Origin of the sequence: Terrabacter sp. LjRoot27 (assembly GCF_964254175.1) — a bacterium.
Lineage (GTDB): Bacteria > Actinomycetota > Actinomycetes > Actinomycetales > Dermatophilaceae > Terrabacter.
In genome coordinates this window covers 3714284-3734944 of the sequence record NZ_CAXUSS020000001.1, presented here as the reverse complement: position 1 = coordinate 3734944, position 20661 = coordinate 3714284, and the positions used below count along the sequence as shown (strand labels likewise).

The following is a 20661-nucleotide window of genomic DNA, read 5'->3' as shown; positions in this document are numbered from 1 at the left end:
CCGCACCACCGGCCACGACACAATGGCGCCCATGACCGCGCGCCGCCCCGACCTCGACGCGACGTCCCTGCTCGGCGTGCGTGACCGCACGCTCGTCATGGGGGTCGTCAACGTCACGCCCGACTCCTTCTCCGACGGCGGGGAGTGGTTCGAGCAGGACGCCGCCATCGCGCACGGGCGTGACGTGCACGCCGCCGGCGCCGACATCGTCGACGTGGGCGGCGAGTCCACCCGTCCGGGGGCCGAGCGCCCGTCGGTCGAGGAGGAGCTGCGCCGCGTCGTCCCCGTCGTGACGGCCTTGGCCGCCGAGGGGGCCGTGGTCTCCGTCGACACGATGCGTGCGTCGGTCGCGCGGGCCGCCGTCGACGCCGGCGCCTCGATCGTCAACGACGTCTCAGGTGGTCTGGCCGACCCCGAGATGGTCCCCTGGGTGGCCGCCAACCGGCTGCCCTACATCGCGATGCACTGGCGCGGGCACAGCACCGAGATGCAGTCGCGGGCCGTCTACGACGACGTCGTCGAGGACGTCCTGCGCGAGCTGGGGGAGCGGCGCGACGCCCTCCTCGCGGGTGGCATCGACGAGGAGCACCTCGTCCTCGACCCCGGTCTCGGCTTCGCCAAGAACGCCGACCACAACTGGGCCCTCATGGCGGCGCTGCCCGCCCTCCACGACCTCGGCCAGCCGATCCTGCTCGGCGCCTCGCGCAAGACCTTCCTCGGGCGCCTGGGACGCGACGAGGGCGAGGCCCCCCGGCCTGCCGCCGAGCGTGACGTCGAGACGACCGCCACGTCGGTCATGGCCGCGATGGCAGGGCTCTGGTGCGTCCGCGTCCACGACGTCGCCTCGACGGTGCGTGCACTCACCGTCGTCCAGGCCGCGCTCGAGCACGTCCCCGACGACCCGACCGACGACCTGACCGACGACCTGAGCGAGGGCCTCGACCGATGACCGACCGCATCGTGCTGCAGGGCGTCTCGGCCCGCGGCAACCACGGCGTCCTCGACGTCGAGAAGCGCGACGGACAGACCTTCCTCGTCGACGTGACGATGGTCTGCGACCTCGCGCCGGCCGGGCGCACCGACGCCCTCGGAGCCACCGTCAACTACGCAGAGGTGGCCGACGACGTCGTCGCCCGGATCACGGGGCCGTCCTTCGACCTCATCGAGCGCCTCGCCGAGGTCATCGCGGACGACGTCCTGCGCTACGACCTCGTCGAGTCCGTCGAGGTCGTCGTGCACAAGCCCGAGGCGCCGGTCGGTCACCCGTTCACCGATGTCCAGGTCTGCGTCGAGCGGAGGAACGCCGCCCACGTCGTCATAGCCCTGGGCACCAACCTCGGCGACCGCGGACAGACGCTGACCGACGCGGTCGCCGCTCTCACGGCGTTGCCGGGGCTCACCGTGACCTCGGTCTCCGACATCGTCGCCACCGACCCCGTCGGTGGTCCCGAGCAGCCCGAGTACCTCAACGCCGTCGTCACCGCCCGGTCGCTGCTGCATCCGCGCGACCTGCTCGTCGAGCTCCACCGCATCGAGTCACTGCATGGGCGCACCCGCGAGATCCGCTGGGGCGCAAGGACGCTCGATCTCGACCTCGTCCAGTACGGCCTTCCCGGTGGACACCGCGAGGTCGTCAGTGACGACCCGCAGCTGACCCTGCCCCATCCGCGCGCCCACGAGCGCGCGTTCGTCCTCGTGCCGTGGCTGGACGCCGACCCGCGAGCCACGCTGCGCGTCTCCGAGGGCCGTGACGGCATACGACCGGTGGCCGACCTCCTGGCCGACCTCGACCGATCGGGCGTTCGTCCCGGTCCCCGATGGGAGCAGCAGTGAGACCCCACTCCGGTATCCGCGTCACGACCCTCGTGCTCGCGGGACTCGCCATGACCGTGGTCGCGTGGCTCGCGCTGCGCTGGATGATGTCCGGCGGCAGCGCCGTGCCCGAGCCGGGATGGGTCGGCGCCGCCGCGATGCTCTTCCTGACCGGCGGGCTGGTCCTCGCCGGCTGGCAGGTGCGCAAGGTCCGCGACGGCTCGCCCAACCCCGCCATCACGCCGCTCCGCGCCGCCCGCACGCTCGTGCTCGGCCAGGCCGGGGCCCTGACCGGGTCGGTCCTCGTCGGCTGGTACCTCGCCAACGCGCTCGTCCTGCTGCCCGACGCCGACGTCGACTCCCAGCGCGGGCGCATCCTGCCGTTCGTGCTGCACGCCGTCGTGGCGCTGCTCCTCGCGGTGACCGGCATGCTCGTGCAGAGCTGGTGCCGACTGCGCCCCCGCGACGACGAGGACGACGACCAGCCGCCGGTCTGATCCTCGCGTCGCGGCCCGTTCGATGGTGTGCGTCATGGTGCTGCATCTGGTGGGGTGATGACACCACCAGATGCAGCACCATCTGCCGTTCGTCGGGGTCGCCGGGTCAGGTGGTGCCGGCGACGGTGATCGTCGAGGTGGGCGCCGGCGTGGTGTCGACCGACGGCGGCTGGGGCGGCCCGTCCGGCGTCGTCGTCCGCGTGGGCCAGGGCGGCGGGATCGTGTCGACGGTGTCCTCGTCGGAGCAGGCTGCCGCGAGCGTGACCGTCGCGGTGATGACGGTGACGGCGACGGCACGCAGGACGGTGGCGCGCGAGACCCGGGCGGACGGCATACGACCCCTCACTTGTCGACGTCCCCGACGACGAAGAACATCGAGCCGAGGATCGCGACCATGTCGGCGATGAGCTGGCCGGGCAGCATCTCGCTCAGCACGCTGACGTTGTTGAACGACGCCGACCGGAGCTTGAGCCGCCACGGGGTCTTCTCGCCGCGGGAGACGAGGTAGTAGCCGTTGAAGCCGAGGGGGTTCTCGGTCGCGCAGTAGATCTCTCCCTCGGGCACCTTGAGCACCTTGGGGAGCTTGACGTTGATCGGCCCCTGCGGCAGCTGGACGAGGCGGTCGAGGCAGGCCTGCGCGAGGTCGAGCGACACGTGCACCTGCTCGAGGAGCACCTCGAGGCGCGACAGGCAGTCGCCGGCCGTCCGGGTCACGACGCGACCGGGGCCCTTGTCGCCGAAGAGCTCCCCGTAGGCGAGGTAGGGCGCGTCGCGGCGCAGGTCGACGTCGAGCCCGCTGGCGCGCGCGATGGGGCCGGAGACGCCGTACGCCTGGACGGTCGACAGCGGCAGCACCCCGACCCCGCGCGTGCGGGCCTCGAGGATCTCGTTGCCGACGATGAGCCGCTCGAGATCGGGGAGCCGCTTGCGCACGTTGGCGATCGCCTTGTCGACGCGGCCCATCCAGCCGGCCGGGAGGTCCTCCTTGAGGCCACCGACGCGGTTGAACATGTAGTGCATGCGCCCGCCCGAGACCTCCTCCATGACCGCCTGGAGCTCCTCGCGCTCGCGGAACGCGTGGAAGACCGGCGTGATGGCGCCGAGCTCGAGGGGGTAGGAGCCGAGGAACATCAGGTGGTTGAGCACCCGGTTGAGCTCGGCGAGGGCGGTGCGCGCCCAGACGGCCCGCTCGGGCACCTCCATGCCGAGCATCTGCTCGACGCCGAGCACGACGCCGAGCTCGTTGGAGAAGGCGCTCAGCCAGTCGTGCCGGTTGGCGAGGACGATGATCTGGCGGTAGTCGCGGACCTCGAAGAGCTTCTCGGCGCCACGGTGCATGTAGCCGACGATCGGCTCGGCACTGATGATCCGCTCGCCGTCGACGACGATGCGCAGCCGGAGGACGCCGTGCGTCGCGGGGTGCTGCGGCCCGATGTTGAGCACCATGTCGGCGGTCGCGAGCCCGCCCGCGCCGATGCCGACGGTCAGGGCCTGACGCTGGCTCGGCGACGAGGCGGTGGTCTCCGTCATGGGCCCGAGCCTACGGCCCACGCCGTGGTCGTATGCCGTGTGGCCCTCCCGGGGGCACGCCCGGTCGGGCAGAGTGTGGGGGTGACCGACGTGTTCGACCTGCGCGACCCCGCCTTCGTGGCCGAGCCCTACGGGGCGCTCGCCGCTGCCCGTGAGCAGGCGCCCGTCCTGTGGCACGAGGGCCTGGGCCTGTGGGTCACGACGACCCACGCGGCCGCCAACGACGTCCTGCGCGACCGGCGGCTCGGGCGGATCCTCCGTCCGCGCTCCGAGGGTGACGACGCGTGGACGACGTTCGACTGGTTGCACGCCGACTCGATCCTCGACTCGGAGCCGCCGAAGCACACGCGCCTGCGCCGACTCGTCGCCGGAGCCTTCGGGCGTGGTCACGTGGCGCGGCTGCGTCCACGGGTCGAGGAGATCGCGGCCGGCCTGCTCGACGACGTCGTGCGCAGTCTCGACCGCGACGGCCGCGTCGACGTCATCGCCACCTACGCCGAACCGCTGCCGGTCCTCGTCATCTGCGAGCTGCTCGGCGCGCCGACCTCGGACTGGAAGCGGCTGCGCGACTGGTCGCAGGCCATCGTCCGGATGTACGAGGTCGACCCGGACGACGAGGCCCAGCGCGACGCCCAGCGCGCGTGCGAGGAGTTCGCCTCCTACGTCGAGGAGCTCGCGACCGAGCGCGCCTCCGCCCCCGGCGACGACCTGCTGACCTCTCTGGTCCAGGAGCGGGACGGTGGCGACCGCCTCTCGCCGCGCGAGCTCGTCGCGACCGTCGTGCTGCTGCTCAACGCCGGGCACGAGGCGAGCGTCAACGGCTTCGGCAACGGTCTCGCCTTGCTCCTCGCCGATGCCGGACAGCGCGACGCGGTGATCGCCCGCCTCGACGACCCGGCTGCCGTCGAGCGCCTCGTCGAGGAGATGCTCCGGCACGACTCACCGCTGCACCTCTTCGAGCGCACCGCCACCGCCGACGTCGAGCTGCACGGCGTGACGGTCCGGCACGGCCAGAAGGTCGCGGCCCTGCTCGGCGCCGCCAACCGCGACCCTGCCGTCTTCGCCGACCCCGACCGCTTCGACGCGTCGCGGGAGCCCAACCCGCACCTCGCCTTCGGCGCCGGCATCCACTTCTGCCTCGGGGCGCCGCTGGCCCGGATGGAGCTGCAGATCTCGACCCGCGCACTGCTCGAGCGGCTGGGACCGCTCGAGGTCGTCGAGGCGGTGCGGCGACCGACGTTCGTGCTGCGGGGCTACGAGCGGCTCGTCCTCGCACCGAGCGCACGACCTGACCGGATCACCGACTGACGGGAGAACGACATGGGTGAGCTGACGCCCTACATCTGCGTGGCCGACTCGAGGGCTGCGATCGAGTGGTACCGCGAGCACCTCGGGGCGGAGGTGACCGTCGAGCCGATCGTCATGGACGACGGGCACGTCGGGCACTGCGAGCTGGCCGTCGGCGGCGCCCGGTGGATGATGTCCGACGCGTTCGAGTCCGCCGGGGTCGCCCCGCCGGACCCCGCCCGCGGCAACGCCGTGACGCTGCACCTCACCGTGCCGGACGTCGACGACCTGTGCCGCCGAGTGCAGGACGGGGGCGGGACCCTCGACCGGGCTCCCGAGGACAACCCGCCGATCGGCCGTCTCGCCGTCTTCCACGACCCCTTCGGGCACCGTTGGTTCCTCAACCAACCGCTCCCCGAGCCCGTGCCGGAGTCGGGGCCGGAGCCCGACTGAGCCGCTCGCCGGAAGGCGTCAGGCGCGGTCGGTCCCGCGCCCACGCAGGACGAGGAAGCCGCCCACCGCGAGCAGCACGACGGTGCCGACGATGGTGAGCAGGATCGGCACGAGGAGCGAGCCCTGCGCGTCGTCGGCGACGGCGGCGGGCTTGACGTGCACCGTCGCGCCCGCCGTCGCGGTCGACCCGTCGAGCCCGATCGTCGCGTGGAAGGAGAAGGTGCCCGTGACGGGGTGGCCGTCGTCGGAGGTGACCCGGTAGGAGACGGTGTAGTCGCCACCGGGTGCGTTCGGCGCGAGGGCCTGCGTGACGTCGCGGCCCTCGATCGTCGGGCTGCCGGACGACACGGGTCCCGACGGCCCGGTGACGACGACCTGGGTGCCGATCGCGAGCGGGGCCTCGGAGAAGGTGAGCACGACCGCGCCCGGCAGCTGCGTGACGCTCGTGCCGTCGGCCGGGTTGGTGCGCTCGAGGACGTCGTGCGCGAAGGCCGTGCTCGGCAGCGCGACGAGGAGTCCGAGGGCGAGCAGCGTGGAGGCGAGACGACGCATGCCGTTCAGGTTACGTCGTGCCCCGGGACGCGCTTCACCGCCCACCGGAAGCCGCCGAAACCGTCCCGGGCGAGCAGCCGCGCCTCGGTGCTCGTCCGTTCGAGGGCAGCGAGGTAGCCGAGCGGGTCGGTGGTCGCGAGCGTGTGCGGCGGCGTGGCGCCCGTCAGCCCGAGCGCCTGCAGCGCCTCGCGCTGCGTGAGCACCTCGTCGGCGTCGAGGGTGTCCATGGCGACGTGGGCCGTCACGTCGCACGAGCCGTCGGGCACGGGCGTCGTCAGATGACCGCTCGCGTATGCCGTGAGCGTCCCCTCGGGCGGACGCGCCGTCGCCGTGTGGCCGTAGTCCACGGCGAGCAGCATGCCGTCGTCGACGCGTGAGACGAGGTCGGCCCAGGCCTCGTCGCGGGCGAGGCCGATCTCGAGGCGGTCACCGGGTGTGCTCGTGGGCCAGTGGGCGTCGGCCCAGAGCCGGTCGGCCTCGCCGAGCGGGCGGCCGAGCGACTCGACGCCCGTCCCGGGGTCGACGAGCACCTCGCACGCCGTGCCGCCGGCGTCGACCTCGGCGACCGTGCACGGCACGACGTCGAGCCACTCGTGGGCGATGACGAGGGCGTCGCGCAGGCCGGTGAGCTCCGGAGGCAGGGCTGCGCCACCGGGGGAACGGAGCCACTCCACCCGGTCGTCGAGCCCCTCCGGCCGGTCGACGACGTCCACCGCCACCACCCGCGGTGGAGGTGATGCAGCGCGACCCGGTGCGACGGCACACCTCGGCCCGAGGTGTTCGAGGGCGGCGACGAGGTGCGTCGCGAGCTCGCCGCGGCCCGCACCGACGTCGACGACGATCGAGGGGAGGGCTGGACCGTGCTCGGCGGCCCACAGCGCCAGCAGGGCCTCGGCGAGCACGCGTCCGGTCGGCCCGTGCGTGGCCGTCGTGAAGTGGGCTGCCGGCCCACCGCGCGCCACGTAGAAACCCCGCCCGGCGGCATACAACGCCTCGTGCCACGCCTCGCGCCAGGGAAGGGGATCCACGCCTGCCGACTGTAGGCGATAGCGTGCCGTGGGTGAGCACCCCGCACGAGCGTCCCGCGCGCTTCGACGTCGGCATCGTGGGCGCCGGTCGCGTCGGGGCCGTCCTCGGAGCCGCCCTCGCCCGGGCCGGACACGTCGTCAGCGGCGTCTCGGCCGTCAGCGAGGAGAGCCTCGAGCGTGCGGCCACCCTGCTGCCGGGGGTGCCGGTCAGGCCGATCCCCGAGGTCGTCTCCGGCGCGCACCTCGTCGTCCTCGCCGTGCCCGACGACGCGCTCGCCGACCTCGTCGCGGGGCTCAGCGCCACCGGCACCTTCACGCCCGGGCAGCTCGTCATGCACACGTCGGGGGCACACGGCATCTCGGTCTTCGAGGCGGCGGCCGACAGCGACATCGTGCCCCTGGCGATCCACCCGGCCATGACGTTCACCGGCACCGAGCTCGACCTCGACCGGCTCCACGACTGCTGCTTCGGCGTGACGACGCTCGACCTCGCGCGGCCCCTCGGTGAGGCGCTCGTCATCGAGATGGGCGGCGACCCGGTGTGGATCGCCGAGGAGGACCGCGTCACCTACCACGCGGCCCTCGCGCACGGCTCGAACCACCTCGTGACGCTCGTGGCCCAGTCGATGCAGCTGCTCGGCGAGGCCGGCGTCGACGACCCGGCGCGCGTCCTCGAGCCGCTCCTGGCGGCCGCGCTGTCCAACACCCTCCGCCGGGGTGACGCAGCCCTCACCGGTCCGGTGGCGCGCGGCGATGCCGGTACCGTGGCCGGGCACGTCGCGATGCTGCGCAAGGTCGCCCCGGACATCCGCCCGACCTACCTCGCCCTGGCCCGCGCGACGGCGCAGCGGGCCCTGCTCAGCGGCCGCCTCCGCGCCTCCGACGCCGGCCCGCTGCTCGAGCTGCTCGCGCACGAGGAGGACCGACCGTGACTGACACCACCGCCGCCGGCACGACCGCCGGCACACGCGCCACGACGCCCGTCGTGGCGCGCACGAGGGACGAGCTGCGCGAGGCCCGGGCGGCTCTCGATGACGGCGACGTCGCCGTCGTCATGACGATGGGCGCCCTGCACGAGGGGCACGCGACCCTCATCCACCAGGCGCGCAAGAGCCACCGCCACGTCGTCGTGACGATCTTCCTCAACCCGCTCCAGTTCGGGCCGAAGGAGGACCTCTCGCGCTACCCGCGCACCTTCGACGCCGACCTCGAGATCTGCACGGCCGCGGGCGTCGACCTCGTCTTCGCCCCGACGCCCGACGTCATCTACCCCGACGGCGACCCCGGGGTGCGCGTCTCCGCCGGGCCGCTCGGTGACGTCCTCGAGGGCCAGGCCCGACCCGGCCACTTCGACGGCATGCTCACCGTCGTCGGCAAGCTCATGCACCTGACCCGGTGCAGCGCGGCCTACTTCGGGCAGAAGGACGCCCAGCAGCTGCTCCTCATCCGGCGGATGTGCCGCGACCTCGACTTCCCGGTGCGCGTCGTGGCGGTGCCGACCGTCCGCGAGCCCGACGGCCTCGCGATGTCGAGCCGCAACACCTACCTCACCGACTCCGACCGCGAGACGGCCCTGTGCCTCTCGGCCGCGCTCCGGGCCGGTGCCGATGCCGCACCCGAGGGGCCGTCGGCCGCCCGGCGGGCCGCCCGGGCCGTGCTCGTGCGCGAGCCTCTCGCCCTCGTCGACTACCTCGTGCTCGTCCACCCGGACACGCTCGAGGACGTGCCGGAGTGGTACCGCGGCGAGGCGCTGCTCGCCGTGGCGGGCCGAGTGGGTACGACCCGTCTCATCGACAACCTGCCGGTGCTCGTCGGCCCCGGCGGCGGCGCGCTCGAGACCTTCTCCCAGCCCTGAGCTCCCCTCCACCACAGACTATTTCGAGGACATTGTCGTGCAGCGTTTCATGCTCCACTCGAAGATCCACCGAGCGACGGTGACGCAGGCCGACCTGCACTACGTCGGCTCCCTGACCATCGACCGCGACCTGCTCGACGCCGCCGACCTGTGGCCGGGTCAGCAGGTCGACGTCGTCGACGTCGACAACGGCAACCGCCTCACGACGTACGCGATCGAGGGCGAGCGCGGCACGGGCATCGTCTGCATCAACGGCGCGGCAGCCCGGCTCATCTCGCCCGGTGACACGGTCATCATCATCGCCTACGCCGCGATGGACGATGCCGAGGCACGCACCTTCGAGCCGCAGGTCGTCTTCGTCGACGACCACAACCGCGTCGTCGAGGTGGGGCACGATGCAGGTGACGTGCCCGACGGCTTCGGTCTCATGACCTCCGCCGTCACCGGGCGCCACCACGAGTACCAGGACTGAGAGGCCAGCCGTATGCCGCAGAGCGGGCTCCCCGACGTGACCGTCCCCCGGCGGCTGCGCGCGCCCGCGCCCGGCTGGACGGCCACCGCCGACGTCATCGTCGTCGGCTCCGGCGTCGCCGGCCTCACGACGGCCCTCCGGCTGCGGCGCAGGGTCGACCGCGTGCTCCTCGTGACGAAGACGGTCCTCGACGAGGGCTCGACGGCGTGGGCGCAGGGTGGCATCGCCGCCGTGATGTCGCCGGAGGACAGCGCCGCCGAGCACATCCACGACACCCTCGTCGCGGGTGTCGGCCTCTGTGACGTCGACGCCGTGGAGGCGCTCGTGCACGAGGGCACCGACGCCGTCTGGGACCTCATCGCGCTCGGGGCGGAGTTCGACCGCGGCGACACCGGTGGGCTCTCGCTGACCCGCGAGGGTGGCCACCACCGCGACCGCATCCTCCACGCCGGCGGCGACGCGACGGGCCGCGAGATCAGCCGGGCCCTCATCGCCGCGCTCGACCGGGTCCGTGACGACCCCGGCATCGAGGTCATCGAGCACGCGCTCGTCGTCGACCTGCTCACCGATGCGGACGAGCGCGTCTGCGGGGTCACGCTCCACGTCATCGGCGAGGGTCAGGTCGACGGTGTCGGCGCCGCGCATGCGCGGGCCGTCGTGCTCGCGACCGGCGGCCTCGGCCAGATCTACGCCTCGACGACGAACCCGTCCGTGGCGACCGGCGACGGCATGGCCGCCGCGCTGCGGGCCGGTGCCGTGCTCGCCGACCTCGAGTTCGTCCAGTTCCACCCTACGGTGCTCTGGCTCGGCGAGGGCTCGCGCGGACAGCAGCCGCTCATCTCCGAGGCCGTGCGCGGCGAGGGTGCCTTCCTCGTCGACGAGGCGGGCGAGCGCTTCATGCAGGGCCAGCACCCGCTCGCCGACCTCGCGCCCCGCGACGTCGTGGCCCGCGCCATCATCGCCCGGATGCGCGAGACCGGCACCGACCACGTCTACCTCGACTGCCGCCACCTCGGCGCCGAGTTCCTCGAGCAGCGCTTCCCGTCCATCGTCCAGCGCTGCCGCGAGCTCGGCTTCGACCCGGCGACGCAGCTGCTCCCCGTCGCCCCGGCGCAGCACTACGCGAGCGGGGGCGTGCGCACCGACCTGCGTGGACGCTCCACGCTCGAGGGCCTCTACGCGTGCGGCGAGACCTCGTGCACCGGCGTCCACGGCGCCAACCGGCTCGCGAGCAACTCGCTCCTCGAGGGGCTCGTCTTCGCCCGCCGCATCGCCGACGACCTCACGGCCCGGCTCGGCGCCGGCGAGCTCCCCGAGACGACGCCCGTCGCACCGGGCGGTGAGCCGGAGCTGATCCGCGGCAAGCGCCGCCTCGACGTGCAGCGCGCCATGACCGCAGGGTCCGGGACGGTGCGCTCGGCAGCCTCGCTCGCGGCCACGCAGGAGACCCTGGCCACGCTCGCGAGCCGTGCCGTCACCGACGACGCCGACAAGCAGGGTGGACCCAAGAGCTGGGAGACGACCAACCTGCTCCACCTCGGACGAGCGCTCACGTATGCCGCCGCGCTGCGTGACGAGACCCGGGGCGGCCACGTGCGCGAGGACTTCCCGGCCCGCGACGACGCGCACTTCCTGCACCACGTGCACCTCCGGCGCTCCGGGTCCGGTGTGCTCGAAGCGATGGTCGTGCCGGTCCCACGCGCCAACCTCGACGGTCTCGACCTCGACGGCTCGGTGCCGCTCGACGTGCTCGACGAGGACCGCGCGGACGGTGCGGTGACCGCGAAAGCGGCTGTGCGGCATACGGAATCGGCTGAGACGAAGGAGACGCAGTGAGTGGCGACGGGCTGAGCGGGTTCCCGCACGAGTGGGCGCGAGAGCTCGTCACGGTCGCGCTGCGTGAGGACCTCGGTCCCGAGGGCGTCGACGTGACGACGCTGGCGACGATCCCCGCGGACCAGACGCGCACCGCCGAGATCGTCGCTCGCGGACCCGGCGTCGTCGCCGGCGTGCCGGTCATCGGGCTCGTGCTGGCGGCGGTCGCCGAGAAGGTCGGCGGCGAGGTGCCGACGGTCGAGGTCGTGGGCGACGACGGGTCGCGGCTCGAGCGCGGCGACGTCATCGCCCGGCTGACGGGACCGACCCAGGTGATCCTCGTGGCCGAGCGGAACATCCTCAACATCATGAGCCGGCTGTCCGGCGTGGCCACGCACACGCGCCAGTGGGCCGACGCGCTCGAGGGCACGTCGACCATGGTGCTCGACACGCGCAAGACGACGCCGGGCATGCGCTGGCTCGAGAAGTACGCCGTGCGCTGCGGCGGCGGCACCAACAAGCGCATGGGCCTCTACGACGTCGCGATGATCAAGGACAACCACAAGCTCGCGGCCGGCTCGGTGGCGGCGGCGTACGCGCTCGTGCGCGACCGCTTCCCCGAGGTCGACGTGCAGGTCGAGGTGACGACGCCGGCCGAGGCGCAGGAGGCCTACGACGCCGGGGCGCGCTTCATCATGTGCGACAACATGACGGTCGACGTGCTGCGCGAGACCGTCGAGCTGCTCCGCGGTGCCGGCGAGCCCGTCGAGATCGAGGCGACCGGCGGGCTGACGCTCGAGGTCGTGGGGGAGTACGCCGCGACCGGCGTCGACTTCGTGTCGGTCGGTGGTCTGACCCACAGCTCGCCCATCGTCGACATCGCCCTCGACCTCACCGACTGAACCGTCGAAAGGCCACAAACCGGGCCCCCCAACCGTCGAAAGGCCACAAACCGGGCCCGGTTTGTGGCCTTTCGACGGTGTGAGGTGCGGGGCGGGGACGGGGGCGGCGGGCGTAGCCTGCGAGGCAGGAGGGTGCCGTGGGTGTCGTCGACGAGCTGGTCCGCGCCAGAGCCGAGTTCGAGCGCGGTGAGTGGTCCGCGGCCCTGGACCGCTGGTCTGCCGTCGACGTCGACCGGCTCCCGGCTGCCGACCTCGAGTCCGCTGCCGCCGCAGCCCACCTGCTCGGCCGGATGGCTGACGCCGTCGACCGCTACCGGCGCGCCTTCGACGCGCGCGTGGCCGAGGGCGACACCGCCGGTGCGGCCCGCTGCGCCTTCCACCTGTCGATGATCGGCCGCACGAGCGGCGACCACTCCGCGGCCGGCGCGTGGCTCGGTCGCGGCGAGCGCCTCGTCGAGGCCCTGCCCGACGGCAGCCTGGAGTCCGGCTACGTCGCGTTCGCGCGGATGTTCACCCACCTCGGTGCGGGGCGCTTCGGGGAGGCCCACGCGTGCGCGGTCGAGGCGACCGAGGCCGGCCGTCGCCATGACGACGCCGGCCTGCTGTCGACCGGGCTGTGCGCGCAGGGACGGATGGCCATCTACGGCGACCGCGTCACCGACGGGCTCTCCCTCCTCGACGAGTCGATGCTCGAGGCGACGACCCGGACCCTGGCGCCGGTCATGCTCGGGCACGTCTACTGCACCGCCATCGAGGGCTGCCAGGAGGTCTCCGACCTGCGCCGCGTCGTCGAGTGGACGCAGCTGCTGCACCGCTGGTGCACCGACCAGCCCGGCCTCGTGACCTTCACCGGCCAGTGCAGCCTGCACCGCGCCCAGGTGATGCGGGCCCACGGCGCGTGGGACGCCGCGCTCGACGAGCTCACGGCCGCCATCGAGCGCTACCGGCTCGCGAGCGCCACCGACGCCGTCGGCCAGGCCGCCTGCGAGCGCGGCGACGTGCTCCGCCTGCGTGGGGACCTCGAGGGAGCAGAGGAGGCCTACCAGCTGAGCGCGGAGCACGGCTACGACCCCCAGCCGGGATCGGCCCTGCTCTGGCTGGCCCGGGGGCGGACGGCTGCCGCCGGGGCGGCGGTGCGCCGGCTCCTCGGCGAGCCGGGGCCGGCGGTGCGACGCAGCCGGGTCCTGCCGGCCGCCGTCGAGGTGCTGCTCGCGGCGAACGACGTCGACGCGGCTCGCCAGTGCGCGCGCGAGCTCGAGAGCCTCGCGGAGTCCTTCGGGTCCGAGGTGCTCACCGCGACGGCGGCCACGGCGTGGGGCCGGGTCGAGCTGGCTGCCGGCGACCCGGCGGGTGCCCTGCCCTACCTGCGCAAGGCGCACCAGGCCTGGGTGCGCCTCGACGTGCCCCACGAGGCGGCGCTGGCCCAAGCCGCCAGCGGTCGGGCGCTGCTCGCGCTCGGCGACGGCGAGTCGGCCCGGCGGTCGCTGGCGTCGGCACGCGAGGTGCTCGTGTCGCTCGGGGCCCGACCGGACGTCGACGCCCTCGACCGGCTGGGCTCACCCGGGACCCGTCCCGCGGGCCTCACGGAGCGAGAGGTCGAGGTGCTCGGCCTCGTCGCCGAGGGCCGGAGCAACGCCCAGATCGCGGCGGCACTCGTGCTGAGCGACCGAACCGTGGCCCGTCACCTGAGCAACATCTTCACCAAGCTCGGCGTCGGAAGCCGCACGGCCGCAGCGGCTTTCGCCTTCGAGCACGATCTCGTACGCCGTCAGCCCTGACCGCGCCCAACCGCGAGGTGCCGGACCGGTCGAGACGCACGACAGGTCCGGCACCGTCCCTCCCCGCGCGGCTCAGCCGGCGGTCGCCTCCGCCTCGGACCGCGTCGCGGATGCACCAGCCGACCGCTTCGCGATGTGGCTCGCGACGTGTGCGGCGTCGCGGCCGACGCCGGGCAGCACCATCGAGGCGAACGCGTACTGGAAGGCGAGGCCGCAGAAGAAGAGGCCGGGCACGTCGGTCGACACGCCGCGGTACTCGCGCGGCCAGCCGTCGTCACCGATCACCGGGAGGTCGATCCAGTCGAAGCGCTGCTCGAACCCGGTGGCCCAGACGATGTTGGCGACGTCGAGGACGGTCCCGTCGTCGAGGGTCGGGCGTCCGTCGGTCACGCCGGCGACGCGCTGCACGTGTCGCTCGACACCGCGCGCCGCGAGGTCCTCGCGCTTGACCCGGAGCATCGGTCCGCCGTGGTGGCGGATCTCGGACATCATCCGTCGGCCGACCGGTGTGCGGCGCGTCAGCACGTGACGCCACGCGAAGAGCAGGAAGGGGAAGGCCACGTGCACCGCCGGCGTGTCCCAGCGCACCGGGATCTGGCCGCAGTCGCGCCCCGCCAGCACGGTGCGCCGACCCTCGGCGAGCTCGTGGGCGATGTCGCAGCCCGAGTGCGAGGCCCCGACGACGAGCACGGCCCCGTCGCGCAGCTGGCTGGGCCGGCGGTACTGGCCCGAGTGCAGCTGGAGGATCGACGGGTCGAGGTCGGCCGCGAAGGACGGCACGTGCGGGGCCCGGCCGAAGGTCCCCGTCGCGACGACGACGTTGCGACAGGCGATCCTGCCGCGGTCGGTCGTGACGACGAAGCCGTCACCCTCGGGTGCGCCCGCGAGCCGCTCCACGCGCACGCCGAGCCGGACGGGCAGACGGAAGTGGGCGGCATACGACTGGAGGTAGGCCGCGACCTCGTCCTTGCCGGGGAACGACCGCGGGTCACCCGGGAACGGCATCCCGGGCAGGGAGTCGTGCCGGACCGAGGAGTAGAGCCGGAGCGAGTCGTACTGCTGGCGCCAGCCGTCCCCGACGGTCTCGTTGCGCTCGAGGAGCACGCACTCGTGTCCGCGCCCGACGAGCTCGTGCGCCGTGGCGAGCCCCGCCTGCCCCGCGCCGATGATGACGGTCTCGATGGTCTCCATGGTGTCCTCCCGGTGGTCGATGTCTCGACGGTAGGAAGGGCGGGCCGGTCGCCGCGTCGGCCGCGATGCCCATCCGCGGGGACGGGCGTGGGCAGAAATGACCACGGCGGCCCCTCGGCGGGGTGCAGGTCGAGCGCGCGGCCGGCCGGCCGGAGGGAGCAGCAGCCAGCGGAGGGAGCGAGCGCGCACCCGCCGAGGGTCAGTAGCGGCGGTGCCAGAGGTTGACGGCGTAGTCGACGCCGGTCGCGTCGGGGTGCTCGGCGAGGATGAGGTCGGCGTGCTCGGGGGCGAACTCGATGCCGACGACGGCCTCGAAGTCCTCGCGCGTGTCGAAGTCCCAGCGGATGTCGAGGCGCTCGCGCTGCCAGCCCCGGCGCTCCCAGAAGCGCTCGACGGCGCGCGGGTCGTAGCCCGGCAGCGCCCGGCGGAACCACTGGCCGAAGGTCGAGCGGGTCGCGTCGTTGTCGACGACGAACGCCGCACCGCCCGGCCGCATGACGCGGTCGAGCTCGTCGAGCCCCGGCTCGCACCCTGGCCCGAAGAAGTACGCCCAGCGCGCGTGCGCCACGTCGAACGACCCGTCGGGCACCCCGATGGCGGCGGCGCCCTCCTCGCGGACCGAGACGGACGGCATACCTGAGATGCGTTGTGCGGCAAGGGAAGCGAGCGGCGGGTGCGGCTCGACGCCGACGACCGAACGCGCGTCGCGGGCGAAGAACGGCAGGTGGTAGCCCGTGCCGCACCCGATGTCGACGACGTCGAGACCCGACCAGTCGAGCACGGCGCGCATCGCGTCCTCGATGACGTGGGCGCGGTCGACGCCGCGGTTCTCGACCTCGTAGACGTCGGGCGTCTCCCAGATGTTGGGGGAGGGGATGATCCCGGACTCGTCGCTCATGTGTTCCGCTGCGCCTCGATCGTGGCGGGGTGCACGAGCAGCGGCAGCAGCTTGCGCACGCCTCGCGCGCGGACGGCCTTGACCTGGGCGAGGTGCGCCTCGGCCCGGATGGCGAGCTCGGCGTAGGCGAGCGGCCCCATGAGCTCGGTCAGCTCGGGCGCGTTGGAGCGGTAGACCGGCTCGCGGCCGACGTGCGCCTCGGGGTTGCCGGAGCAGTACCAGTCGAGGTCGTGGCCGCCGGGCCCCCAGCCGCGGCGGTCGTACTCGGTGATCGTCACCTCGAGGTAGCTCGTGTCGTCGGGCAGCTCCACGGTGCGGAAGGTGCGCCGGATCGGCAGCTGCCAGCACACGTCGGGCTTGAGGGTGTGCGGCTCGACCCCCGTGAGGACCGCGTGCTGGTGCAGCGCGCACCCGGCGCCCGCGGGGAAGCCGGGTCGGTTGAGGAAGATGCACGCGCCGTCGACGACCTTCGTCTTGCGCGCGCCGTCCTCCTTCTCGGTCCAGTCGTCCTTGCTGCCCGTGGCGCGCCCGACGGAGTGGTACTCCCACTCGTCCTCGCCGAGGTCCTCGACAGCCTTGGCGACGCGCTTCCAGTCGTCCTTCTCGGTGAAGTGGGCGCCGAGGGTGCAGCACCCGTCGTCGGGCCGGCCGGCGTAGATGCCCTGGCAGCCGCTGCCGAAGATGCACGTCCAGCTGCTCGTGAGCCACGTCAGGTCACAGCGGTAGCGCTGGTTCGTGTCGGCGGGGTCGGTGAACTCGACCCAGACACGGGGGAGGTCCAGAGGTGCTTCAGCCACCGGCTCACCCTATGCCGCCGACGTTTCCACCGCGCCGAGGACGCCCACCCCCTGGATGGTGCGTCGCGTCGGGCGACTGACTGCGTATGCCGTGTGCTCCCTCGCGAGGGAGCGCGGGCGTACGCTGGCGCTGGCGTCCAGGTCGCCTCCGGTGCGCGGGAAGGGGCTCAGCCTCCCTGGGGCACTTTCGTACGCGGTCCGACCTCCTTTCGGCCCGACGAGCGCACGCGGGCACGACGAGAGGAGGCCGTCATGGCCCTGTCCCTGCCCGCCAACCCCGACCTCGAGCACCTGCGCCGCGATGCGCGTCGGCTACAGCGCGCCGTCCGGTCCGGCGAACCCGGAGCGCTCGAGCGAGTGGCGCGGTACCACCCCGAAGGACCTCCCGAGGACCCTGCGGCCCTCGCGCTCTCGGACGCCCAGCTCGTCGTCGCACGGACGTACGGCTTCCCGAGCTGGACGAAGCTGCTCGCCCACCTCCGCACGTCGCAGGACCTGACGCGCGACATGGAGGCCCTCGACGTCGCTGCACGAGCCGAATCCGCTGCAGCACAGGCTGATCCGGTGTCACTGGTGCCGGCCTTGGCCTGCCTGACGTACACCGCGCACGACGAGCCCGCCCGGTGGGCGCGTGCCGAGCAGCTGCTCACCGAGGAGCCCGGCCTCGTCGCGCGCGACGTCGCCGTCGCAGCGGTCGCCGGCGACGACGACGCGCTGCAGGCCCACCTCGCGGCCGACCCCGGAGCGGCCACGCGCGACGTGGGCCCGTTCCGCTGGCCAGCGCTGCTCTACGTCGTCTACTCTCGCATCCGGCAGCGGGACCCGCTCGGCGCGGCACGGACGCTGCTCGACGCCGGTGCCGACCCCGACAGCGGCTACCTCTGGCACGGCCTCGCGACGCCCTTCACCGCGCTCACCGGCGTCTTCGGCGAGGGCGAGAGCGGGCGCGGCCGCCAGCCGAGGCACCCTGACTGGCACGAGCTCGCCGAGCTGCTGCTCGACCGGGGCGCCGACCCCAACGACCGCCAGACGCTCTACAACCGGATGTTCAACCGCGACGACAGCCACCTCGAGCTGCTCCTCGAGCGCGGCCTCGGCCGTCCTGCCTCCGAGGTCTGGACCCGTCGCACCGGCACGGCGGGCGAGACCGTCGACGAGATGATCGACCGTCAGCTGCGCTGGGCCGTGTCGCACGGGTTCGACGCCCGGCTCGACCTGCTCGCCCGCTACGGCCTCGACGGGGGGGAGCGTGAGCCCGGCGCCCGGAACGGGTCGCGCACCGAGCTCCCGCCGATCCACCGGGCCCCCACCCCCGACGCCGTCCGGTCGGCCGTGGTCTCGGGGGCGGACGTCGAGGCCCGCCACGACGGGCGCACGGCCCTGCACCAGGCGGCGTTCCTCGGGGACGTCGAGCTCGTCGAGGCGCTGCTGGCCGCCGGTGCCGACCCCCTGGCGGAGGACGACGCCCACGGCTCGACGCCGGCGGGCTGGGCGGAGTGGGCCCGCCACGACGACGACGTGGCCCGGCTCATCCGAGGCCGGCGGGACCGGCGCGCCGGGCCCGCCGCCGGGCGCCCCGACGCAGACGACACGTGACGACGCGACCCCGTCGGCCGGCATGCGACAGCGCCACCGGCAGGCGGGGCTAGCGTGAGCACATGACGACGAGGGCCGGCAGCGAGGCGACACCGAAGGGCCGGGGCCGTCGCCCCGGAGGCACTGACACGCGTGCGGCGATCGTCGAAGCAGCGCGAAAGTCTTTCGCAGCAAAGGGTTACGACAAGGCGAGCATGCGAGGCATCGCCCGTGAGGCCGGCGTCGACCCTGCGCTCGTGCACCACTACTTCGAGGGCAAGGCCGGGCTCTTCGCGGCCACCCTCGACGTCCCGGTCGACCCGGCTGAGCTCATCGCTCGCATCACCGCGGGCGACGTCGACCGGCTCGGCTGGCGGATCGTCGAGACCTTCCTGACGGTCTGGGAGCCGCCGGAGCGCCGCGACGCCCTCGTGGCCCTCGTCCGGTCGAGCATGACGAGCGAGGAGGCCGCGCGCATGCTGCGCGAGTTCCTCGGGCGCGAGGTCTTCGGGCGGATCGCCGCGAGCACGGGGGCTGCCGACCCTCAGCTGCGCGGTGCCCTGGCCGCGTCGCAGATGATCGGGCTCGTCGTGGCGCGCTACGTCATCCGGGTGCCGGCGCTGGCCGACGCGACGCGCGAGGAGCTCGTCGAGCGCATCGGCCCGGTGCTCCAGCACCATCTCGTGGACAGGGAGCCCGAGCGGGAGTAGATTTCATCACATGATGAATAACAGTGGCCCGGCGGTCGCCGTGAGCGGCCTCAAGGTCGTGCGCGGGAAGCGTCGCGTCATCCCGGGCCTCGACCTCGAGATCCCCGGCGGCCAGGTCGTCGGTCTGCTCGGCCCGTCCGGCTCGGGCAAGTCCACGCTCATGCGCTGCATCGTCGGCGTGCAGATCGTCGAGTCGGGCACCGTCACGGTGCTCGGCCACCCCGCGGGCTCGCCCGTGCTGCGCGACCGCGTCGGCTACGTCACGCAGAGCCCCAGCGTCTACGCCGACCTCAGCGTCCGCGACAACGTCACCTACTTCGGTCGGGCCATCGGTCTGCGCGGCACCGAGCTGCGCGAGGCCGTCGACCGCACCCTCACCGAGGTCGACCTCGTGTCCTACGCCGACCAGCTCGTCCAGGACCTCTCCGGCGGCCAGGAGTCCCGCGTCTCCCTCGCCGCCGCCCTCGTCGGTCGACCCAGCCTGCTCGTGCTCGACGAGCCGACCGTCGGTCTCGACCCCGTGCTGCGCCGTGACCTCTGGGACCTCTTCCGCCACCTCGCCGGGCGCGGCCACTCGCTCGTCGTGTCGAGCCACGTCATGGACGAGGCGACGCGCTGCGACCGGCTCGTCCTGCTGCGCGAGGGTCGCGTCCTCGCCGACGTCACGCCCGCCGAGCTGCTCCAGCAGACGGGCGCCGTCGACGCCGACGCCGCCTTCCTCGCCCTCATCGACGCCGAGACCGCACGGTCCGGAGAGAGGAGCGCGTCGTGAACGCCGGTCTCACCGCCGCCACCTCCGGCCGCGTCCTGCGCCAGGTGCGCACCGACCACCGCACCATCGCGCTCATCATCGTCGTGCCCTGCGTCCTGCTCGGCCTGCTCGCGTGGATCTACGACGGCACGCCCGTCTTCGACGCCATCGGGCCGGCCCTGCTCGGCGTCTTCCCGATGATCGTCATGTTCATCGTGACCTCGGTCGCGACCTTGCGTGAACGTCAGTCGGGCACCCTCGAGCGACTGCTCACCACGCCCATGGGCAAGGGCGACTTCATGCTCGGGTATGCCGTCGCCTTCGGTGCGCTCGCCGTCGTGCAGGCCGTGATCGCAACGGGATTCGCCGTGTGGGTGTGCCGTCTCGACGTCGCCGGACCGCTGTGGCTGCTCGTCGTCGTGGCCGTCTTCGACGCGGTCCTCGGCACAGCGCTCGGACTGCTCGCGAGCGGCTTCGCGCGCACCGAGTTCCAGGCCGTGCAGTTCATGCCGGCGTTCATCCTGCCGCAGTTCCTGCTCTGCGGGCTGCTCATCCCGCGCGACCAGCTGCCCACCGTGCTCGAGTGGGTCAGCAACGTCCTGCCGCTGTCCTACGCCGTCGACGCGATGAAGGAGATCGCGAGCAACGCCGACCCCGTGACCGCGGTGCTCGGCGACCTCGGCATCGTCGCGGCCTTCATCGCGGGAGCCCTCGCCCTCGCCTCGCTCACGCTGAGCCGCCGCTCCGCCTGACGGCAT

General features: G+C 73.3%; 22 protein-coding genes. 15 read left to right on the top strand and 7 right to left on the bottom strand.

The features are described from left to right. Positions 1-31: 31 nt before the first annotated feature. The 3 genes from folP to ACSQ2D_RS17225 are packed head-to-tail and all read left to right on the top strand — an operon-like array spanning position 32 to position 2309. Positions 32-949, top strand: a complete 918-nt coding sequence (folP, locus tag ACSQ2D_RS17235; RefSeq protein ID WP_435987148.1) for a dihydropteroate synthase — start codon at positions 32-34, stop codon at positions 947-949. Beyond that, the gene (folK, locus tag ACSQ2D_RS17230) at positions 946-1833 is read left to right on the top strand and encodes a 2-amino-4-hydroxy-6-hydroxymethyldihydropteridine diphosphokinase (RefSeq protein ID WP_435987147.1); all 888 of its coding nucleotides are present in this window, start codon (positions 946-948) and stop codon (positions 1831-1833) included. The genes folP and folK overlap by 4 nt, the downstream gene beginning before the upstream one ends. Beyond that, entirely contained in the window at positions 1830-2309 is a 480-nt protein-coding gene (locus ACSQ2D_RS17225; protein ID WP_435987146.1) for a DUF3180 domain-containing protein, read from the top strand. The genes folK and ACSQ2D_RS17225 overlap by 4 nt, the downstream gene beginning before the upstream one ends. Before the next feature lie 106 nt (positions 2310-2415). Here ACSQ2D_RS17225 and ACSQ2D_RS17220 read toward each other — a convergent pair whose 3' ends face one another. Together ACSQ2D_RS17220 and ACSQ2D_RS17215 are read right to left on the bottom strand one after the other, a co-directional pair. Continuing rightward, positions 2416-2643, bottom strand: a complete 228-nt coding sequence (locus ACSQ2D_RS17220) for a hypothetical protein (protein WP_435987145.1) — start codon at positions 2641-2643, stop codon at positions 2416-2418. Between the two features lie 8 nt (positions 2644-2651). Further along, positions 2652-3839, bottom strand: a complete 1188-nt coding sequence (locus tag ACSQ2D_RS17215) for an NADH-quinone oxidoreductase subunit D (RefSeq protein WP_435987144.1) — start codon at positions 3837-3839, stop codon at positions 2652-2654. Between the two features lie 81 nt (positions 3840-3920). On the opposite strand from ACSQ2D_RS17215, the gene ACSQ2D_RS17210 reads away from it, so the two are divergent. Together ACSQ2D_RS17210 and ACSQ2D_RS17205 are read left to right on the top strand one after the other, a co-directional pair. Further along, positions 3921-5147 carry a cytochrome P450 gene (locus tag ACSQ2D_RS17210; protein WP_435987143.1) on the top strand — a complete coding sequence of 409 codons (1227 nt, stop codon included), beginning with the start codon at positions 3921-3923 and terminating at the stop codon, positions 5145-5147. A 12-nt stretch (positions 5148-5159) separates the two neighbouring features. After that, positions 5160-5579 (top strand): VOC family protein, encoded by a 420-nt coding sequence (locus ACSQ2D_RS17205; protein WP_435987142.1) that lies wholly within the window; start codon positions 5160-5162, stop codon positions 5577-5579. An 18-nt stretch (positions 5580-5597) separates the two neighbouring features. Here ACSQ2D_RS17205 and ACSQ2D_RS17200 read toward each other — a convergent pair whose 3' ends face one another. Further along, positions 5598-6131 carry a copper resistance CopC family protein gene (locus ACSQ2D_RS17200; RefSeq protein ID WP_435987141.1) on the bottom strand — a complete coding sequence of 178 codons (534 nt, stop codon included), beginning with the start codon at positions 6129-6131 and terminating at the stop codon, positions 5598-5600. A 5-nt stretch (positions 6132-6136) separates the two neighbouring features. After that, positions 6137-7159 (bottom strand): SAM-dependent methyltransferase, encoded by a 1023-nt coding sequence (locus ACSQ2D_RS17195; protein ID WP_435987140.1) that lies wholly within the window; start codon positions 7157-7159, stop codon positions 6137-6139. Between the two features lie 23 nt (positions 7160-7182). On the opposite strand from ACSQ2D_RS17195, the gene ACSQ2D_RS17190 reads away from it, so the two are divergent. The 6 genes from ACSQ2D_RS17190 (at position 7183) to ACSQ2D_RS17165 (ending at position 13981) form a co-directional block, all read left to right on the top strand. After that, positions 7183-8091, top strand: a complete 909-nt coding sequence (locus ACSQ2D_RS17190) for a Rossmann-like and DUF2520 domain-containing protein (protein WP_435987139.1) — start codon at positions 7183-7185, stop codon at positions 8089-8091. Further along, positions 8088-9014: a pantoate--beta-alanine ligase gene (gene panC / locus ACSQ2D_RS17185; protein ID WP_435987138.1), complete on the top strand. Its 927-nt coding sequence runs from the start codon at positions 8088-8090 to the stop codon at positions 9012-9014. The genes ACSQ2D_RS17190 and panC overlap by 4 nt, the downstream gene beginning before the upstream one ends. A 37-nt stretch (positions 9015-9051) precedes the next feature. Then, positions 9052-9486 carry an aspartate 1-decarboxylase gene (panD, locus tag ACSQ2D_RS17180; protein WP_435987137.1) on the top strand — a complete coding sequence of 145 codons (435 nt, stop codon included), beginning with the start codon at positions 9052-9054 and terminating at the stop codon, positions 9484-9486. 12 nt (positions 9487-9498) lie between these two features. Next, positions 9499-11322, top strand: a complete 1824-nt coding sequence (locus tag ACSQ2D_RS17175) for an L-aspartate oxidase (RefSeq protein WP_435987136.1) — start codon at positions 9499-9501, stop codon at positions 11320-11322. Next, positions 11319-12203 (top strand): carboxylating nicotinate-nucleotide diphosphorylase, encoded by an 885-nt coding sequence (gene nadC / locus ACSQ2D_RS17170; RefSeq protein ID WP_435987135.1) that lies wholly within the window; start codon positions 11319-11321, stop codon positions 12201-12203. The genes ACSQ2D_RS17175 and nadC overlap by 4 nt, the downstream gene beginning before the upstream one ends. A 137-nt stretch (positions 12204-12340) precedes the next feature. Next, a complete protein-coding gene (locus tag ACSQ2D_RS17165) occupies positions 12341-13981 on the top strand; it encodes a LuxR C-terminal-related transcriptional regulator (RefSeq protein WP_435987134.1) in 1641 nt (546 codons plus the stop codon). Positions 13982-14053: 72 nt separating this feature from the next. Here ACSQ2D_RS17165 and ACSQ2D_RS17160 read toward each other — a convergent pair whose 3' ends face one another. From ACSQ2D_RS17160 to ACSQ2D_RS17150, 3 genes are all read right to left on the bottom strand, one after another. Beyond that, positions 14054-15172 (bottom strand): flavin-containing monooxygenase, encoded by a 1119-nt coding sequence (locus ACSQ2D_RS17160; protein WP_435987133.1) that lies wholly within the window; start codon positions 15170-15172, stop codon positions 14054-14056. A gap of 199 nt (positions 15173-15371) precedes the next feature. Further along, positions 15372-16070, bottom strand: coding sequence for a class I SAM-dependent methyltransferase (locus tag ACSQ2D_RS17155; protein ID WP_435987132.1), 699 nt, complete (start codon positions 16068-16070; stop codon positions 15372-15374). Beyond that, on the bottom strand, positions 16067-16867 hold the full coding sequence (locus ACSQ2D_RS17150; protein WP_435987131.1) for a hypothetical protein: 801 nt from the start codon (positions 16865-16867) through the stop codon (positions 16067-16069). Before ACSQ2D_RS17150 ends, ACSQ2D_RS17155 begins: the two co-directional genes overlap by 4 nt. Positions 16868-17119: 252 nt before the next feature. Between ACSQ2D_RS17150 and ACSQ2D_RS17145 the strand changes: the two genes are divergently transcribed. The 4 genes from ACSQ2D_RS17145 (at position 17120) to ACSQ2D_RS17130 (ending at position 20655) form a co-directional block, all read left to right on the top strand. Continuing rightward, positions 17120-18463 (top strand): ankyrin repeat domain-containing protein, encoded by a 1344-nt coding sequence (locus ACSQ2D_RS17145; protein WP_435987130.1) that lies wholly within the window; start codon positions 17120-17122, stop codon positions 18461-18463. Positions 18464-18525: 62 nt separating this feature from the next. Next, positions 18526-19152 (top strand): TetR family transcriptional regulator, encoded by a 627-nt coding sequence (locus ACSQ2D_RS17140; protein ID WP_435987129.1) that lies wholly within the window; start codon positions 18526-18528, stop codon positions 19150-19152. A gap of 10 nt (positions 19153-19162) precedes the next feature. Continuing rightward, complete coding sequence (locus tag ACSQ2D_RS17135) at positions 19163-19924, top strand: ABC transporter ATP-binding protein (protein ID WP_435987128.1); 762 nt, start codon at positions 19163-19165, stop codon at positions 19922-19924. Beyond that, entirely contained in the window at positions 19921-20655 is a 735-nt protein-coding gene (locus ACSQ2D_RS17130) for an ABC transporter permease (RefSeq protein WP_435987127.1), read from the top strand. Before ACSQ2D_RS17135 ends, ACSQ2D_RS17130 begins: the two co-directional genes overlap by 4 nt. The last annotated feature ends 6 nt before the right edge of the window (positions 20656-20661 follow it).

Bases quoted from the DNA above. Each gene is read 5' to 3' on its own strand.
- ACSQ2D_RS17145 (WP_435987130.1), top strand. From the start codon at position 17,120: ATGGCCCTGTCCCTGCCCGCCAACCCCGACCTCGAGCACCTGCGCCGC.
- ACSQ2D_RS17140 (WP_435987129.1), top strand. From the start codon at position 18,526: ATGACGACGAGGGCCGGCAGCGAGGCGACACCGAAGGGCCGGGGCCGT.
- ACSQ2D_RS17205 (WP_435987142.1), top strand. From the start codon at position 5,160: ATGGGTGAGCTGACGCCCTACATCTGCGTGGCCGACTCGAGGGCTGCG.
- ACSQ2D_RS17200 (WP_435987141.1), bottom strand. From the start codon at position 6,131: ATGCGTCGTCTCGCCTCCACGCTGCTCGCCCTCGGACTCCTCGTCGCG.
- ACSQ2D_RS17155 (WP_435987132.1), bottom strand. From the start codon at position 16,070: ATGAGCGACGAGTCCGGGATCATCCCCTCCCCCAACATCTGGGAGACG.
- ACSQ2D_RS17215 (WP_435987144.1), bottom strand. From the start codon at position 3,839: ATGACGGAGACCACCGCCTCGTCGCCGAGCCAGCGTCAGGCCCTGACC.
- ACSQ2D_RS17160 (WP_435987133.1), bottom strand. From the start codon at position 15,172: ATGGAGACCATCGAGACCGTCATCATCGGCGCGGGGCAGGCGGGGCTC.
- folP (WP_435987148.1), top strand. From the start codon at position 32: ATGACCGCGCGCCGCCCCGACCTCGACGCGACGTCCCTGCTCGGCGTG.
- ACSQ2D_RS17220 (WP_435987145.1), bottom strand. From the start codon at position 2,643: ATGCCGTCCGCCCGGGTCTCGCGCGCCACCGTCCTGCGTGCCGTCGCC.
- ACSQ2D_RS17135 (WP_435987128.1), top strand. From the start codon at position 19,163: ATGATGAATAACAGTGGCCCGGCGGTCGCCGTGAGCGGCCTCAAGGTC.
- ACSQ2D_RS17175 (WP_435987136.1), top strand. From the start codon at position 9,499: ATGCCGCAGAGCGGGCTCCCCGACGTGACCGTCCCCCGGCGGCTGCGC.
- folK (WP_435987147.1), top strand. From the start codon at position 946: ATGACCGACCGCATCGTGCTGCAGGGCGTCTCGGCCCGCGGCAACCAC.